This window comes from Sphingobium sp. YR768 (assembly GCF_900111125.1).
Lineage (GTDB): Bacteria > Pseudomonadota > Alphaproteobacteria > Sphingomonadales > Sphingomonadaceae > Sphingobium.
Map to the genome: position 1 here is coordinate 97,323 of NZ_FOGE01000008.1, position 16,483 is coordinate 113,805.

General features: G+C 57.2%; 13 protein-coding genes. 8 read left to right on the top strand and 5 right to left on the bottom strand.

Annotated features, from left to right (window positions below; translation table 11 throughout):
• The first annotated feature begins 15 nt into the window (after positions 1-15).
• Complete coding sequence (locus BMX92_RS11695) at positions 16-960, top strand: alpha/beta hydrolase (RefSeq protein WP_093016588.1); 945 nt, start codon at positions 16-18, stop codon at positions 958-960.
• Between the two features lie 34 nt (positions 961-994).
• On the opposite strand, the gene BMX92_RS11700 is transcribed toward BMX92_RS11695, so the two are convergent.
• The 4 genes from BMX92_RS11700 to BMX92_RS11715 form a co-directional block, all read right to left on the bottom strand.
• On the bottom strand, positions 995-1,801 hold the full coding sequence (locus tag BMX92_RS11700; RefSeq protein ID WP_218145770.1) for an IclR family transcriptional regulator: 807 nt from the start codon (positions 1,799-1,801) through the stop codon (positions 995-997).
• Between the two features lie 430 nt (positions 1,802-2,231).
• On the bottom strand, positions 2,232-2,663 hold the full coding sequence (locus tag BMX92_RS11705) for a VOC family protein (protein ID WP_093016725.1): 432 nt from the start codon (positions 2,661-2,663) through the stop codon (positions 2,232-2,234).
• Positions 2,664-3,042: 379 nt separating this feature from the next.
• On the bottom strand, positions 3,043-4,215 hold the full coding sequence (locus BMX92_RS11710) for a CaiB/BaiF CoA transferase family protein (RefSeq protein ID WP_093016590.1): 1,173 nt from the start codon (positions 4,213-4,215) through the stop codon (positions 3,043-3,045).
• Complete coding sequence (locus BMX92_RS11715; protein WP_143066772.1) at positions 4,212-5,042, bottom strand: hypothetical protein; 831 nt, start codon at positions 5,040-5,042, stop codon at positions 4,212-4,214. Before BMX92_RS11715 ends, BMX92_RS11710 begins: the two co-directional genes overlap by 4 nt.
• Positions 5,043-5,175: 133 nt before the next feature.
• Between BMX92_RS11715 and BMX92_RS11720 the strand changes: the two genes are divergently transcribed.
• The 5 genes from BMX92_RS11720 (at position 5,176) to BMX92_RS11740 (ending at position 11,371) form a co-directional block, all read left to right on the top strand.
• Positions 5,176-6,141, top strand: a complete 966-nt coding sequence (locus BMX92_RS11720; RefSeq protein WP_093016594.1) for a sugar phosphate isomerase/epimerase family protein — start codon at positions 5,176-5,178, stop codon at positions 6,139-6,141.
• Between the two features lie 250 nt (positions 6,142-6,391).
• Complete coding sequence (locus tag BMX92_RS11725) at positions 6,392-8,707, top strand: TonB-dependent receptor (RefSeq protein WP_093016596.1); 2,316 nt, start codon at positions 6,392-6,394, stop codon at positions 8,705-8,707.
• 106 nt (positions 8,708-8,813) lie between these two features.
• Entirely contained in the window at positions 8,814-9,752 is a 939-nt protein-coding gene (locus tag BMX92_RS11730) for a TolB family protein (protein ID WP_143066773.1), read from the top strand.
• Positions 9,753-9,821: 69 nt separating this feature from the next.
• Positions 9,822-10,892, top strand: coding sequence for an oxidoreductase (locus tag BMX92_RS11735; RefSeq protein WP_177185014.1), 1,071 nt, complete (start codon positions 9,822-9,824; stop codon positions 10,890-10,892).
• On the top strand, positions 10,889-11,371 hold the full coding sequence (locus BMX92_RS11740) for a heme-degrading domain-containing protein (RefSeq protein WP_093016602.1): 483 nt from the start codon (positions 10,889-10,891) through the stop codon (positions 11,369-11,371). The genes BMX92_RS11735 and BMX92_RS11740 overlap by 4 nt, the downstream gene beginning before the upstream one ends.
• A gap of 49 nt (positions 11,372-11,420) precedes the next feature.
• Here BMX92_RS11740 and BMX92_RS11745 read toward each other — a convergent pair whose 3' ends face one another.
• Positions 11,421-12,179 (bottom strand): SDR family NAD(P)-dependent oxidoreductase, encoded by a 759-nt coding sequence (locus BMX92_RS11745; RefSeq protein ID WP_093016604.1) that lies wholly within the window; start codon positions 12,177-12,179, stop codon positions 11,421-11,423.
• 594 nt (positions 12,180-12,773) lie between these two features.
• On the opposite strand from BMX92_RS11745, the gene BMX92_RS11750 reads away from it, so the two are divergent.
• Both BMX92_RS11750 and BMX92_RS11755 read left to right on the top strand, forming a co-directional pair.
• Positions 12,774-14,081, top strand: coding sequence for an MFS transporter (locus BMX92_RS11750; protein WP_093016606.1), 1,308 nt, complete (start codon positions 12,774-12,776; stop codon positions 14,079-14,081).
• Positions 14,081-16,336 carry a glycoside hydrolase family 3 C-terminal domain-containing protein gene (locus tag BMX92_RS11755; protein WP_093016608.1) on the top strand — a complete coding sequence of 752 codons (2,256 nt, stop codon included), beginning with the start codon at positions 14,081-14,083 and terminating at the stop codon, positions 16,334-16,336. The genes BMX92_RS11750 and BMX92_RS11755 overlap by 1 nt, the downstream gene beginning before the upstream one ends.
• Positions 16,337-16,483 lie beyond the last annotated feature (147 nt).

The window sequence follows — 16,483 nt, forward strand, 5'->3', positions numbered from 1 at the left end:
AAGCCGAGGCGTGACATGAAGACTTTGGGCAGAATTATTTTTGCGGGCGTCGCCCTCGTCGCTAGCTTTCCTCTTGGCGCACAGCCACAAGGCGTAGATCCGCAAATCAAGGCAATCAGCCCTCCCCTCGAGCCCGACGCCATCCCGCTATATGGCGCCGAAACGCCAGGGCATGCGAAATCGGAAAACTGGGCAAACTATTACGGCCAATGGGCCGTCGTACGCAACGTCACGCGGCCGACGCTGACCCCTGTTCTGCCAGATCCGGCAAAAGCGACCGGTGCAGCCGTGGTCGTAGCGCCAGGCGGCGCCTTCATGCTGCTTGCGATCGATCCAGAGGGCTGGCGCGTGGCCCGGGCCTTGGCTGATCGTGGCATCGCGGCCTTCGTGCTCAAATATCGGATCATGCCTACGCCCATCGATAATGCCGAGGCCACACGCTTCATGGATAATCATGTGCGTGAAGGCCTGCCCGACCCTACGAAACAGCCCGCGCTCCAATATCCGCCATCCACACAGGATGCGATTGCAGCGCTTGCACTGGTCCGCCAGCGATCGGCGGATTGGCATATCGACCCCCGGCGGGTCGGGATGATAGGTTTCTCAGCCGGCGCCATGACGACCCTAAACGCCGTTCTGGCGACAAAGCCAGGGACAGGGCCAGACTTCATCGGCTATATCTACGGGCCCCAAGCAAGCGTGCAAGTGCCTACCGACGCGCCACCAATGTTTACCGCCATCGCGTTTGACGATCCGCTTTTCCCGACGATGGGCTTTCCGATCGTCGAGGCATGGCACAAGGCGAAGCGACCCGTGGAACTCCACGCCTATGCCCGTGGAGGCCACGGCTTCAACCTGGGTGTGCCAGGGACCACGACCACGGGCATGATAGACCAGTTCGTCAGCTGGATCGAGATGGAGGGATTTCTGCAGGCCAACAAGCCGAGCGGAGCGAAATAGAAAGACGCTTGGGAGTGCTCAGGCCCTATAAAACCTACGCGCCTTCGCCTGCCTTGCGCCCGCCCAATTGCGAGGTAAGGCGTACAGATGCAGCTCCTAACGCTTCTTCAACCTGGGGAATTGACTTTCGCCCTTCCTGGTCGATGCGTTCTGCATAAGGAACGGTCAATGCCGCGACAGCATGTCCCTGAGTGTCGAGAATTGGATAGCTTACTGCGTAGAGTCCCCGCACCTGGCCACTGCGTTTTGTTTCGAACCCGCGCTTGCGGATTTTATCCAACTTGCGGTCGATCTCCGGATCAGCATGGTCTGGCCTGCGATCCAACGCTTCGGACACCCGTGTCGCGCGGACTTCGTCCGTTTGGAACGCTAAGAGGACACGCCCTGAGACTGACACAATGACGTCAAGTTCGGACCCGACACGCACGCTAAACCCCATGCCCGTCGGAACATCTACTTTCGCAATTACAGTCTGACGCCCCATGCCCCATACGGTGAGATGGCAGGATTGCTCGAGTTCGCTTGACAGCGTCTCCATGATAGGACGGGCTTCAATCAGCAACCGATGCATTGGTGGATTAAGGTGCGCCAGCTCAAACAACTTTGTAGACAGTTGATAAGCATCGTCTGAGAGCGCAACATAATCGCGCTTCACCAGGCAATCCAGCATACGATAAATCTCGCCAACGCTGCGGTCCAGGCGCTGCGCGATGTCCTTCTGCGTCAACGGCAATCCGGTACGACAGAGTAACTCCAATATATCCAATCCCTTATCCAGCGCAGGCGCGGAATAGGTGTTGGTTGCAAGCTTATCCTCGTTATCGTTTTTCATCTGGACCATATGACGGGTTTCAGTAGCTAAAATATGTCTATGACCGGCCCTTAACCAGCGCGCAAGCCATTGCGTTGCCGCAGAGCATCTCAACTTCGCGGCTATGCACTCTCACTGCGTCCAACCAGCCGCGCGCACGCACGCCATGGGCGCTATGCGCGGCCGGTTGGGCTTCGTGCGTGCGTTCAAGCAGTAGGCTCAAGGTTTTGCTTGCCGTGTCGACCATATCCAAGGCAATACAAGCAAGAGCCTACAGGCCGCGATCATGACCGCAATGGCTAGACTCTGCTCGCGGGGTCAAGAAGGTGGGGCTCACCATAGAGCGGGTCTCATGCATCATTTCCAACAAGGCGACGCGCGGCGCGCCTAAAGGGCGATAGGCAGACAGGCGGGGACAGACCGGGCAGACCTGTCCCCGATAAGCTAGTCAGAAAAACGGTTACAGGCCGTTGAATATACCCGGCTGATGCACTTCGATAACATGGCCGTCAGGATCCTGAAGGAAGACCTGGTACCAACCTGGAATAGCCCAGCAGCCATAGTCGGAATAGCGAATACCCATTTCGTCGCAGCGCTTCATGAAACCTTTGATATCATCGGTCCTGAAACAGAAATGGCCGTGTCCCATGGGGTTCACCGACGCATTCATTTTGAAGCCGGTGTCGAGATCTCGTTCAGCCCAGTGAAACTCGATGTCGCCATCTGTCAGAAAATCTACTGCACCTGTATAGGCGCGATCAGCGCGGTCTCGGCTGATAACGGTATGTTCCTCGTCCGTGATCGCCCCCAAGCTGAACAATTGGCTGTAGAATTTTGTGAGCCGCGGCAGATTATCGGTGCACAAATTCATGTGATGGAACTTAAATTTCATTTCCGTCTCCTTTGCAAATTCATTGTCCACCGCTCCAGCATTGGCATGCAGCCGTAAAAGAGCCGAAGGACCATCAGGCCGGAAAACGGAAGATGGAGCGTCGGCGCGCCAGACTCGAAGGCCATCAAAGATTTATATATGCATTTCAGATTCTAAATATGCAATTTATTGCCGCATGTGCAAAATTTGCAACCGGGGTCGTCGCTATCGGGCGTATTCGCATGGCTGAATGCGACCACTCCCGCGAGAAACAAGGTGTTAGCTACGCAAATAAGCTAGTAAAGCCACCGCCACGGCACCCATCAGTTCGATGCCCAAATCTTAAGTGGCGAGTTTGCTGACCTACCAAACCGCACCGTTCAAGCGATGGACACATCTCTTAATCGCTGTCTGCCGAAGCAGAGCTCACACCCAGCTCCGCCAAAATGCTCTCCGTCGCCCAACCAATCGGTTGGGCAAAACCACCTACTGGCGCATATTTCTCGTCGAAACCTATGGTAGGACGGATAGTGACCGTTCGCCCTTCGACCGGATGATCCTCCTCTCCAAGCAGGCCCACCGCTGTCAGATGCGGATCACGGACAAGTTGCTCGAGCGTATTGCAAGGCTGCGATGCGATGTCGGCGCGCTGAAACAGCGCCAGCCATTCCTCAGTGGTGCGCTCGGTCAGCGGCGCTCCGCGTACCTCAAACCAGGCATCATTATTCTTGGCCCGAGCACCCACTGTCGCAAACCGCGCATCCTGGACAAGCGCTTCTCGGCCGGTCGCTTCCAAGAATGCGCGAACCTGCTTATCGGTATTGACTGTGAAGGAAATCCAGCCGTCCTTGGTCTGCGTCGGGCGATTGTTGGGCGTCAGCAAGCGGCGGTCTCCTGCCCGACCGACCATCGGATCGAAACTATGTTGCGCAAGATGTTCCTGCAACACAAAAGCCGCCATGGTTTCGAACATGGGAACCTCGATGCTACGCCCCAACCCGGTGGCACGCCATTCCACGATCGCAGCAAGAATGGCACCCGCGGCGATTTCCCCCACGATGTGATCGCAGATCAGCATCGGAACATAAGCAGGCGCACCGTCCCGCTCCAGCGTCAGACCGGTAACGCCCGAAGCGGCCTGGATGACGCTGTCATAGGTCGGCCGCCCCGAATAAGGACCGTCGGTCCCGTACCCTGTAATAAGGCAGTAAATCTTGCCAGGATTGGCATCGCGTATCGTCTGGGCGTTCAATCCCAATTTCTCAAGCGCACGCGGCCGCATGTTGGCAACGATCACATCCGCCCACTCCACCAGCTTGCCGACAATCTCACGACCAGCAGCAGATTTAAGGTCACAACTGATGTTCCGCTTGCCGCGATTAAGATGCAGATATGTCCCTGAATGCTCGCCCGAAGGCGACACGCCACCAAGGCCTCGCATCAAATCCCCTTCGGGGCTCTCCAGCTTGATGACATCGGCGCCATATTGCGCCAGCCGCAACGTACAGACCGGTCCGACCACAACACTGGTCAGATCCAGAATCCGTACATCCTTGAGCGCCGAAAAGCTCATATCGACATCTCCGCTTCGACCGCAGGTCTTTGCTGATCGTCAAATATTGTGAACATCCAGGCCCCTTCGCCCTTCTCTGCACCAAAAGTCATAGTTCGATTTGCAAACAGCGGCGCCAGAAACTTTAATTTCAGGCTGCGAGGACGCACTCCCAAATCATTCCGCGCAAACTCGGTAAGAAGCAGCGTGCTTAGTCCACCATTCACCACCAAGTCGGGATAGCCCTCGACATCTGTCGCATAGGCACGATCAATATGTATCTTGTGAGAATTGAAGCCAAGCGCCGAAAACTGAAAGAGCAGCGTATCGTCAGGTACAAATGCCTTGGTCAAGGCGAACCGCTCTAGTGAGAGAGGGCTGCCCCCCGGTTTTACTGTACGCGGCGTCTCGGATCCCAGCAGAAAATATTTGGTTTCCTCCGTGATCGAGGGCAGGCCCTGTCCAGCGATACCAAGCTGAAGGGCAATGGTTACAATAGCATAGGCACCGCTTGCGCCGGTACGATGGTCAACCGCCTCAATCCCCACCCTTCGCCAACAAATGGCACCGATCGGCAGATCTGCGTCATAGGTGACGGTACGACCGGCAAGCACAAGCCGCGGCAGCCCCAGATCGGGCATGGGAACACCTAAGCCAGGGAAACCGTCATGGCGCAGGTCCGAACGACGCGTATGTGACCCGAAGAGCGGAAAATGCCACCCCCTTGGAAGTATCTGCTCTCTGGTCAAATCAAAGGGAGAAAGATCCAGCATGGCCGCAATGCGGCGTACATTCTCGACACCGCACGTTACCGTGCTTTCGCCTGCTTCACCGGGATTGCCTCGCATCTTCCTCACCTATTTTGAATTGCTAGTTTCATATACAAAATATAAAAAGCTTCAAGGCCCGTCGTAGGCGATTTGTTGTCGCCCTGAACAGACAACGGCAAATGGCACCAATTTCTCAAGGAAGGATACTCCCGTGAAGGTCGATCGTCGTGTGTTCATGACAGGCGTTTCCGCAGGCATCGCGACACTGTACGGGCAAGCATATGCGGCACCAAGAGCGATGAAAAAGCCGTTCTTCCAACGCCACAACCTATCGCTCGGCGTGCAGATATATTCGTTGATTAACGAGGTCACCGCCGACCTCGACGGTACGTTACAGGAGGTTCGCAAGATCGGCTTCGATACGATCGAGCTGGCAGGATTTCTGGATAAAACCGCTCTGGAACTCCGAAAAAGCCTGGATCGCGCCGAACTAAAATGCACAAGCATCCACATCCCTGCCCTGCCCTCTAGGCCCGACGCCATCAGCCTGTCTGGGCAATTGGGGCCGCTCGTCAAAGCTGCGCAGATAGTTGGAGCCAGGACGATCGTCATGCCCCGCTACCTATTCGCACCAGGCGCCGATCTGCGCAGGCCTGATGAAAGTCAGTTAGACTGGGTCAAGCGGGTTGGACTGGCCATGGCCCGCCAGGATTGGGAGCGCAATGCCGACTTCATGAATGATGTCGGCCGTCGGCTGGCGAATGAAGGCCTGCGGTTTTCCTATCACAATCAAAACCCGGAATTTGCACCGCTGCCAGGTGGAGAAACCGGGCTGGAGGTGATGCTGCGCCATACAAATCCAGCGTTCGTGCAATTCGAACTGGATGTCGGTTGGGCCGTCACCGCAGGACTCGATCCTTTATCTCTGCTCAAGGCACATAAGGGGAGATTCGCCCAGATGCACGTCAAGGACATGCTACCGGGGACCAGCAACTACGCTTTCGTTCAAAATCCGACCTCTGCCGGTGATGGGCAGATAGATTGGACTACCGTGCTGCCAGCCGCTTACGCCGCTGGGGTCCGCGACTTTTTCGTTGAACAGGATCCACCGCACCGGTCCGAACCAATGGGCTCGCTCGCTCGCAGCTTCCGATATTTAACCTCGCTCGTGGCGTGACAGATGGCCCGGATGCGTCTCCAAATTATTTTTGCGCCACATCACGCTGGTCGATTGTGAGAAGGGATGACGGACCCTTCGTCAACCGGGACAAGATCGCCATATAAGCACGATTTTTCAATGAGTTTATAACCCCATTCACTCACAATGCGGCAACGAATTAAGTTTCATATACGAATATCATATTTCAACTTCTTGACGCACTCACCACATTCTGACATGACCGGACAACGCAGCCGGTCGGTCCGCAATGGACTGGCACTCGGCAAATAAGCATTCGGCTCAAGCCGAGATTTCCTGGGGAGGTTTTATGAAAGACACACATCTTCTTTTCTCGGTCGCGGCGATCGCCTTGTGCCTGATAGCGCCTCCGGCGCAGGCTGAGCAGTCGGGCGAGGCAATTGCTCCGCAACAAGATAGCACTTTGCAAGGCGGTGAAGTCATTCCCGGCGACATCGTTGTGACCGCACAGCGAACGTCCAGCCTTGCCTCAAAGACGCCCGTTGCGCTCACGGCAGTCACAGGGGACTCGCTGATCACTGCGGGCGTCACAAACCCCACCCAGATCGCCGACACTGTGCCCAACGTTTCGATCGACCGCGCCAACGGAAACGGACTGCAAATAACGGTTCGCGGAATTACGTCTGCTGACGGCTCCGAAAAAGGCGACCCCTCCGCTGCATTCATGCAGGATGGCATCTACATCGCCCGTCCGCAAGCGCAGGAGGCCAGCTTCTTCGACATAGCCCGCGTTGAAGTACTGCGTGGCCCTCAAGGAACATTGTTTGGCCGCAACACCACGGCCGGCCTCGTCAACATCATTACCAATCTGCCGACCTTTGATTTTGGCGGCCGGGTCGATGCGACCTATGGTAATTATAATCAGGTTCAGACCACTGCTGTCCTTAACGTTCCGGTTTCAGAAACAATTGCGTTGCGCGGCGCTGTCAATTACGATCGGCGCGACAGCTTTCTGAAGCCCAGTTCACGCGTCACGACCGACCTCGATCCCTTCAAGGAGAACATATCCGCACGTCTAACCGGTCTGATGAAGCTTGACCAAGGCGAACTGATAATTCGTGGTGACTATTCTCATCTGGGTGGACAGTTGCAGAACGGCGTGCGTCTCTCCAACTTCTACACCAACACCGGTTCGGGCCAGACGCCAATCTACATCGGCGACAACCAGAGCGCGAGCACGTTGGGACGCCTCGATGATGCGATTAACACCAGCCTGACCCGCAAGAACACAACCTGGGGCATCCATGGAGAGTTCAACTATGATTTCGGCGGAATCGGGGTTTCGTATCTAGGCTCCTATCGCAAATTGAAGCGCGACGAAAATACGGCTTATCTGCGGAACAACAACACGGTCATTCCCAGTACGTTTAACGGAAACTACTGGCAGAATAGCCAGGAAATTCGCGCTTACACCACGGGCGATGGTCCGATAAAGGCGCAGGCAGGCCTTTATTATTTCAAGGAAAAGAGTGGTCTCAATCAGGTTTTGTACGGCCTGATCTCTGCCACCCCCAACACGGTAGGCTATATCTACAGCTTCCTGCGGGATCCCACGATCAGCGAATCCTATGCCGCGTTCAGCCAAGTGACCTGGTCGATGACGGACACGCTGCGTCTGACCGGTGGCGTCCGCTATTCGCATGATGACAAGTCCCGTAAGGGCGGGACGCGCCGCTGCGCCACTTACGCTTGCGACGGCGCTGGCGATCTTTCCACGATCGACGATGCGCATCGCAAATTCTCGAAGGTAACCTGGCGGGCCGGGGTAGACTTCGACCTGAACACCGCAACGCTTCTCTACGGCACCGTTTCCACCGGCTATAAGGCTGGCGGGTTCAACGACGGCTGTTCGACCGGGTCGCCCAACTGCGTATCGCCCACGACTGAAGCGGCGCTCTATTATGATCCCGAAACGCTCACCTCCTATGAAATCGGCCTCAAAACCCGCTTTCTCGACAATGCCGTCCGCCTGAACGCGGCCGCTTTCTATTATAATTACAACGACATTCAGCTGACGCAGATTTCGACCCGTTGCGGCGGCCCCTGCTCGGTTACGACCAACGCCGCCAAGGCCAAAGTCAAAGGCATCGAGCTTGAAGGTACGATCCGCCCGATCGCACCTATGCTGTTCGACTTTTCCTTCGCCTATCTCAACGCGAAATATGATGAATTCCAGCTCTCGCCCACCGTCGATTTCAGCGGCCGCCATCTCGATCGCGCGCCTGGCTTCACCGTTTCGGCTGGATACACGCACACGTTCACCCTGCCCAATGGCGGCAACATCGCAGCGAACGTCCATACCCGTATCGTTGATTCCTCGAAGCTCGCCGCGCTGGCGACCTTCAACCAGTATCGCGTGCCGGGGAACATGCGGTCCGATGCAAGCATCGCTTATAATGCACCGAACGACAGCTACTATGTGCAGGCTTTCATCAAGAATATCGAGAATAAGGTGGTTGTGACCACCGTCATTCCTGGCACCTTTCCGACGGCCAACTTCTCCGACCCTCGCCTCTATGGCGTTCGCGCCGGCGTAAAGTTCTGATCGCAAGCGCGCTCTTGGCGCTGCTCGACTTCGGGCATGTAGTATCGTGGGACAGTGGCTGTCGCTACTGTCCCACTTCCTGATTTGATCTGATGGAGACAGCGCCATGGTAAATCTGGACTTGGGCGGACGGATGAGCGTCGCTGCGCAAAGGGAAATTCCAGGAGGGCCTTTCCGCAGCATAGTAGGACGTGTATCGCAACTGCGGATCATCGACCGCGCGACCGGGGTGGATCGAATTCTGCTAGAGACACCGGATCTGATTGAGGCGCCCAACTGGATGCCGGACGGCAAGGCTATCCTCCTCAACGGTCGCGGCGGCATGTTTAGATTGGGACTGGAGCCGGCTGCAGCATTGGAACCGATCGACATCGGTAGCGTCGAGGATGCCAATAACGACCATGTCATTTCGCCGGATGGGCGCACCCTCTATATTTCCGCAGGTGGCGCAGTCTACGCAGTCCCAATCGAAGGCGGCGAGCCGCGGCAACTGACACCCGAGGGCCACACCCGTTTCTTCCTGCACGGCGTGTCGCCCGATGGCCTGTGGCTCGCATGCACGACCATCGACATGAGAAGCGAGGCCGAGCGCTGGGGCATCCAGCTTCTTCCCGCGCGCGGTGGCGAAGCACAGCCGCTGCTTCTTGGGGCAAAGCCGGTGGACGGCCCCGAATGGTCGCCCGACGGTCGGTGGATATGGTTTAGTGGTGAACTTGAAGCGGATGTCCCAGGGCATGCGCAGATATTCCGCATGCGAAGCGACGGGTCGGATATTCAGCGCATGGTGCACGGCTCGGCGGTAGACTGGTTCCCCCATCCCAGCCCCGACGGCCAGGAGATAGCCTTTATACGATACCCCGTCGGCACCACCGGCCATCCACCCCACAGGCAGGTGGAGATATGGCATATGGTCATAGCCGACGGCGCGATGACCCGTCTGGCCGCATTTTGCGGCGGCCAAGGCTCGCTCAACGTCAACAGCTGGTCACCTGACGGTCAGCTGCTGGCCTATATTGCCTATCCTGCGGTCGGTGTGGTCGAATAGACGCCAGCACCGACGAGATATGCGACTGTTTTCAAAGTGCCTGCGGGCATGGCATGTAGGACATGGATGATGAAAATCGACAACGAACCCACGGGTGCGCCGATCCGCGTTGGAATCATCGGCTTTGGCAACGCCGGCCGGTTGATCCATGTACCGCTCATCAGCTCGACGCCCGGGTTCGCGGTGACGGCGATATCCAGCTCGCGGGCCGACGTGGTGCGCGCCGCGCTGCCCGATGTCGCGGCCTATGACGAAACAAGCGACATGCTGGAGGCGCCTGACATCGATCTGATCGTCGTAGCGACGCCGCCGGAAAGCCATGTCAAATGGGCCAGCGCCGCATTGATCGCTGGCAAGCATGTGCTGGTGGAAAAGCCCTTCACCATCACATTATCCGAAGCGGCGGCACTCATCGATCTTTCCCGGTCAGGCGGAAAACTGTTGTCCGTCTTTCAGAATCGGCGCTTCGACAGCTGCTTTCAGTCGGTTCGCGCCGTGATCGAGAGTGGTACGCTTGGCCGGATCAATCATTATGAAAGCCAGTATAATCGCTTCAACCAGACGATAAACGACACCTGGAAGACACCAGAAGAGCTTGGCAGCGGACTGTGGTATGATACCGGACCGCATGTGATCGACCAGATGATCCAGCTATTTGGCCTGCCCACCAGCATCAGCGCATCGTTAGCCCATAACCGGCCAGGCAGCGCAGCAGATGATTGGTGCCACGCCGTCCTACAATATCCCGAGATGCGGGCCGTGCTGCATTGTTCGATGCTGGTTTCCGGCGGGGTTCCTCGCTTCACGGTCCATGGCGACAAAGCCACTGTAATCAAGCAAGTTGCAGATGGCCAAGGGCGACAGCTCTGGGGCGGCGTGTCGCCCGATGCGGAGGATTATGGCCTGGACGATGATGCGCCGATCCTTTTCACAACCGACGGTTTGCGCACGGCGCAGCCGACATGGCGAGGTAACTATCGGCTGTTCTTCGAGGCGCTTGGGGCGGCAATTCGTGGCGAAGCGCCTAATCCGACCTCTGCACGCGATGTGCTGGGGGTGATGGCAGTGTTGGAAGCTGGCATCATGTCGGCGCGGGAAGGGCGTGTGATGACCATCGCTTTACCGGAGGGCATCGCATGACCGAAATTGCCACTCAAATTGCAGAAATTGACGCGAACGATCTGGCTCTTCTCCTCATACGCTTCACACTGGACGACGCGTGGGTGCTGGGATCACATCTTCGCGATATTGCAGCGGCACGAAATGCGCCCGTGTCCATCGAGATACGGCGGGGAGAATCTATAGTCTTCGCCACTTCATTGGAGGGGGCCACTTCGGACAATGCGGGCTGGGCGTCACGCAAGAATGCGATTGTGCAACGTTTCGAACGATGCAGCTTCGCGATTGCACTTGATCTCAAATTACGAGGTCTCAGCCTTGAGGATTTCGGACTGTCGCGCGATCGCTACGCAGCAGCAGCCGGCGCAGTCCCGATACGTGTTGCCGGCGCCGGATGCATTGCTGCCATTGCCGTAAGCGGACTGAGCGGGGCGGACGATCATGCGCTCGCCATCAACGCGATCGGCTGGCTGCAGGAGCGTCAAGCATCAGGGCAGTAACAATTGCACTGTGACCGTCGAGCAGATTTCGACGGTCACAGTCAGCGTCCTAATGGATATGATTACCGCCATTTACGTCGATCGTCGCGCCCGTGACGAATCCACCAAGATCCGAGGCGAGGAAAAGGCAGGCTCCCGCCACCTCATCAGCCGTGCCCAGGCGCCTTAACGGAATCTGGTCTATGATCGCTTTCTGCCGCTCTCCAGAAAGCCCATCGAGCATTTCCGTTTCGATCATTGCTGGGCAAATCGCATTCGCGCGAATGCCAAAAGCACCATATTCGCGGGCGATCGACTTGGTCAGGCTCAGCACACCGCCCTTTGAAGCCGCATAATGAGCTCCGCCCACAAGCCCGCCGCCTCGCTGGGCGGCAAGCGAGGACATATTGATGATCGACCCCCTGCCCTGCGCCTTCATCACCGGCAACACAGCCTTGCACAGATTGAACGTGCCCTTAAGGTTCACACCCATCATCCGGTCGAAGGCAAGGTCATCGATAGCAGAGAATGGAATGGCCTCCACGATGCCCGCGCTATTGATCAGGCAGTCGACCCGGCCGAACCGGTCAAGTGCTTGCGCCACGAGCGCATCGCAGTGGGCTATGCTTGTAATGTCGCATGCGATGCCAGCGACCACCTTGCGACCGCCCGCTGCTGCATTGATCGCCTCGGCGACGTCATCTGTCATCTGTATGTCGGATGCGACGACTTTTGCGCCATGTGATGCCAGCATGCGCGCGGCCGCATAGCCGATGCCACGAGGCGATCCGCTGCCTACGACGATGCAAACATGATTATCTAAAAGCATATAGAATTACTCCCCCCGTCGTGCGGGCGCGTGGCGATGAGATTGGTGGCTGAGGATCATCGGCAAGGATACCCATACTGATACCCTTCGTCATGAATGACGAGCCAGTAGACATCGCTTCCAACGCGGGTGAGCCGAAAGTCTGAGCTTATGCTGATTTGCCGTAGCAAAATCCTGTCCCACCTATCTGTTTTTCTAGCCTCGACCGGACGCCGATGGTTGGCCCTTTAACACCATGGTTTTATATATGATGTCAAGATTCCATTCGCAAATTTAAATGGATCCAAGATAGGCGATGCACTGGTGTAATTATAATCTCATATATGGATTGACCTAAGTGTGGCCGACGGTCAGGGTGGAGCCTGTGCAAGCCCCTTGGGGCGGCACCCGACTGAGCCAGGGGACAAACCCCGACAGTCGCTATTACACGATAGTCGCCGATGCGGACCCAGCCGGATCGGAAAGACGGAAAGGATGGAGGATGCCACGGCAAGAGAGGATGATGCGGCCTATGGGAGGGTCTCGTAGCCGCGCTATACTCAATAGCGTGCGCGAGAGGCACTGCACCGCGCTGATAATGGTGGAACATAAGCGATGATCGCTGCCGCAATCGATCCGTCGAACGATGTCGACGAAGCGGATTCTGTGCCTGCCAGGCACATGCGTCTGACGGGCCAGATCATCGGAACCGGGTTCATGGTGCGCTATGTACTGGCGCTGGTCGGAGTGTATATCGCCGTCCTGACACCCGCCTCAGTTACGCTTGCCATCCGCGTGGGCCAGATCAACCCCGACGGCAAAGCGGCATCTCTGGCCTTCGTTGCCAGTTTCGGAGCAGCCGCCGCGCTGGTGGCCAATCCTTTGCTCGGGTCACTTAGTGATCATTCAACCCTTCGCTGGGGCCAGAGGCGCCCTTTCATCATCGGCGGCGTTTTACTCGGCGTTCTTGCCGTCATAGGCATAGGCTTTGCCCGGTCGATTGGAGAAATCGCATTCGGCTGGGTCTTTGCGCAACTCGCCTTCAATGCTGCAAGCACGGCGCTGGTAGCGATCCTGCCCGAACGTATACCCATGCAAATGCGAGGCCGAGTAGCCGGATTCATGGGCATGACGGCGCAGGTGGCCATGCTGAGCGGAACCGCAATCACGCAATTTGTCGGAACATCGGGCTATGGCATGTTCTTCTGGCCTTCTATCGCCGGCGTGATGCTGACATTGCCTTTCGCCACGACATTGCGCGAACATCCGCGTTCGCGAGCACAGGTCGGGACAATCAACTTGCGCACGCTGGCCGGTTCCTTCTGGATCAATCCGATCAAGCATCGCGATTTCGCATTGGCCTGGTTAGGGCGTTTCTTCGTGTGGTTCGCCAACATGAGTTTGCTCAACTTCAAGACTTACTTTTTGATAGATCGGTTAGGCTATTCGACCGCGACCGTTGCACCGGTGCTGACGACAGCGATGCTGATCATGGCGGTGTCAATCACATGCAGCAGCATATTCGGCGGCTGGATCTCCGACAGAACGGGCAGAAGGAAGATTTACGTCGTCAGCGCATCCTTGTTGTTCGCCTGCACGATGGCGATCGTGGCGCATGCGACAACCTTGCCGGGCTTTTTCGTAGCGATTGCGCTAGCCGGTGTCGCGACAGGGCTCTACATGGGCGTCGATTATGCCTTGGTCGCCCAGGTACTGCCGGACAATAAAGACCAGGCTGCAAAGGGCATGGGCTTCTTCAATCTCACATCTACAATTCCGCAAACATTGGCGCCGGTTCTTGGTCCTGTCCTGCTATCGATAGGGGCCAGCGGCCGGACGGATAATTATACCGCCCTGTTCCTGGCCGGCGCGATATTTGCTGTCATCGGCGCTTCACTGACACAATTGATAAGGACAAACTGATGTCATCGCATGACACGGCGACACCGGAAAATGAGACTGCGCTTGAAGAACTTGCGCGGCTGACCCTGGGCGCTGACTATTGGACTACGGTCGAGAGCGCGCGATATGGCGTCCCCCGTATCCGTTTGGCAGATGGGCCGCATGGCCTTCGAGTGCAAGACGACAACAATCCCGATCTGCTCGGTCTAGGCCGCAGTCTTCCATCGACCTGCTTTCCTACAGGTGCGACGCTGGCGGCATCCTGGGACGATGCGCTGATAGAAGAAGTCGGACGCGCGCTTGGTCGTGAGGCCCGCGCGCTCGGCGTTCATGTCGTTCTTGGGCCCGGTCTCAATATTAAGCGAAGCCCGCTTTGTGGCCGCAACTTTGAATATTTCAGCGAAGATCCGCTGCTGGCAGGGCGGCTTGCTGCCGCTAATGTTCGCGGTATTCAGTCCAATGGGGTTGCTGCCTGTCTCAAGCATTTCGCAGTGAACAATCAGGAAACTGATCGGATGCGCGTGAGCGCCGACGTTGATGAACGGACGTTGCGGGAGATTTATCTGCGCGCTTTCGAAATCGCCGTACGAGACGGACAGCCATGGGCTGTGATGAGCGCCTACAACCGAATCAACGAGGTTTCGGCCAGCGAAAATGCCTGGCTTCTGACACAGGTGCTACGCGACGAGTGGGGATTTGACGGAATTGTCGTGTCGGATTGGGGTGCCGTGCGCGATCCGGTCGAAGCGGTGCGCTCCGGCCTAGATCTGCGCATGCCGGGAATGGACGGAGACCAGCGCGTTTTCGACGCCTTGCGCTCCGGCCTGCTTGACGAGAAGCACGCCATCCTTGTGGCCCAACGACTTCGTCTTCTGGCCGAACGGACCGGTGCCGGGACGGAGGTGTCATCTGACGCACCGCCATCTTACGAAGATCATCATAGTGTCGCTCGCCGCGCTGCTGCCCAGTCCGCCGTCCTGCTGTATAATGACGCTGGTCTCTTGCCACTTGATGCGAATGCAACCCAGACGATCGCCGTTATCGGCGAATTGGCGCGTACGCCCCGGTTTCAGGGCGCGGGCAGTTCCACGGTCAATCCTTTCCGCGTCGTATCGCCGCTCGAGGCTCTGCAGCATAGACTGGCAGGCACGCAATTTGAACCGGGCTATCGCCTTGATGGCCAGCCAGATCAATCAATGGTGGAGCAGGCAGTTGCGCTCGCAAGAGCGAGCGATTTGGTGTTGTTGTTCCTTGGCCTGCCGCCGATCGCCGAATCCGAAGGTTTTGACCGCCAGTCGATCGACCTTCCGGCGGCGCAAATAGCTTTGCTGCACGCTGTAACTGCCGTTAATCCACGCGTCGTCGTCGCATTGAGCAACGGGTCGATCGTGACGACTGCGCCATGGCGCGAGGAGGTAGCTGCCATTGTCGAGTTTTGGCTCGCAGGCCAAGCTATGGGCGATGCAGTGGCGGATGTGCTGACAGGCGCGGTCAATCCGTCAGGAAAGATGCCCGAGACCGTACCTGTCAAACTCGCCGACACGCCCGCCTATCTCGATTTTCCCGGCGGCCTTGGCCATGTCCGCTACTCCGAAGGGATGTTCGTGGGCTACCGTTGGTATGATGCGCGTGCCATCGAGGTCGATTATCCTTTCGGTCATGGACTATCCTACACGCAATTCGCCTATAGCGACCTGTCGGTCGAAACATATGCTGAGGACGATCCACAGGCACTTCGCATCACCTTCACGCTGGCGAACATCGGGGCTCGTGCAGGGGCGGAAGTCGTGCAGCTCTACACCGGAAGACCGAAAGCGGAGGTTGCTCATCCGGTGCGCGAACTGCGCACATTTCAAAAAATATGGCTTGAGGCAGGCGAGAGCCGCGAAATCGAACTGACAGTATCCCATGATGATCTTGCCTATTTTCACGTGGATTGCGGCTGGGTGTTCGAAGGCGGGCTTTACGAACTGGCGGTAGGCTCCAGCAGCCGCGATCTGCGGCTTTGCGCAGAGGCTGACATTGCCGGACCCACTATCAAGAGCCCACTGACGCTTTGGTCGCTATTTGGCGACTGGATGGATCACCCCAAAGCCGCTCCTTTACTATGGAAAATGATCGATGAACGCGGCGGATTACGCGGCCGCATCGGAGATCTCTACCAAGACGAGGCGGGCCAGAACACTGTGCGAGGCATACCCCTGCTGACCATTTTGCAATTGCCGGGAATCCCTTTCAGCGAAAAGGAAGCTGCTGCCATTCTCGACCTAATCTAATCCTCGCCCGGCCGATGGAGACAAGCGCATCTGCTCTTCCACCGGCCGGGCCATTGGTTCGTTATGAAACAGGCGCAAAGAGTGCTTCAGACTTATGTACGTCATAGAGTGGCCAAGAAAGCGCTGCGACATCGCTCCTGCAGTCAG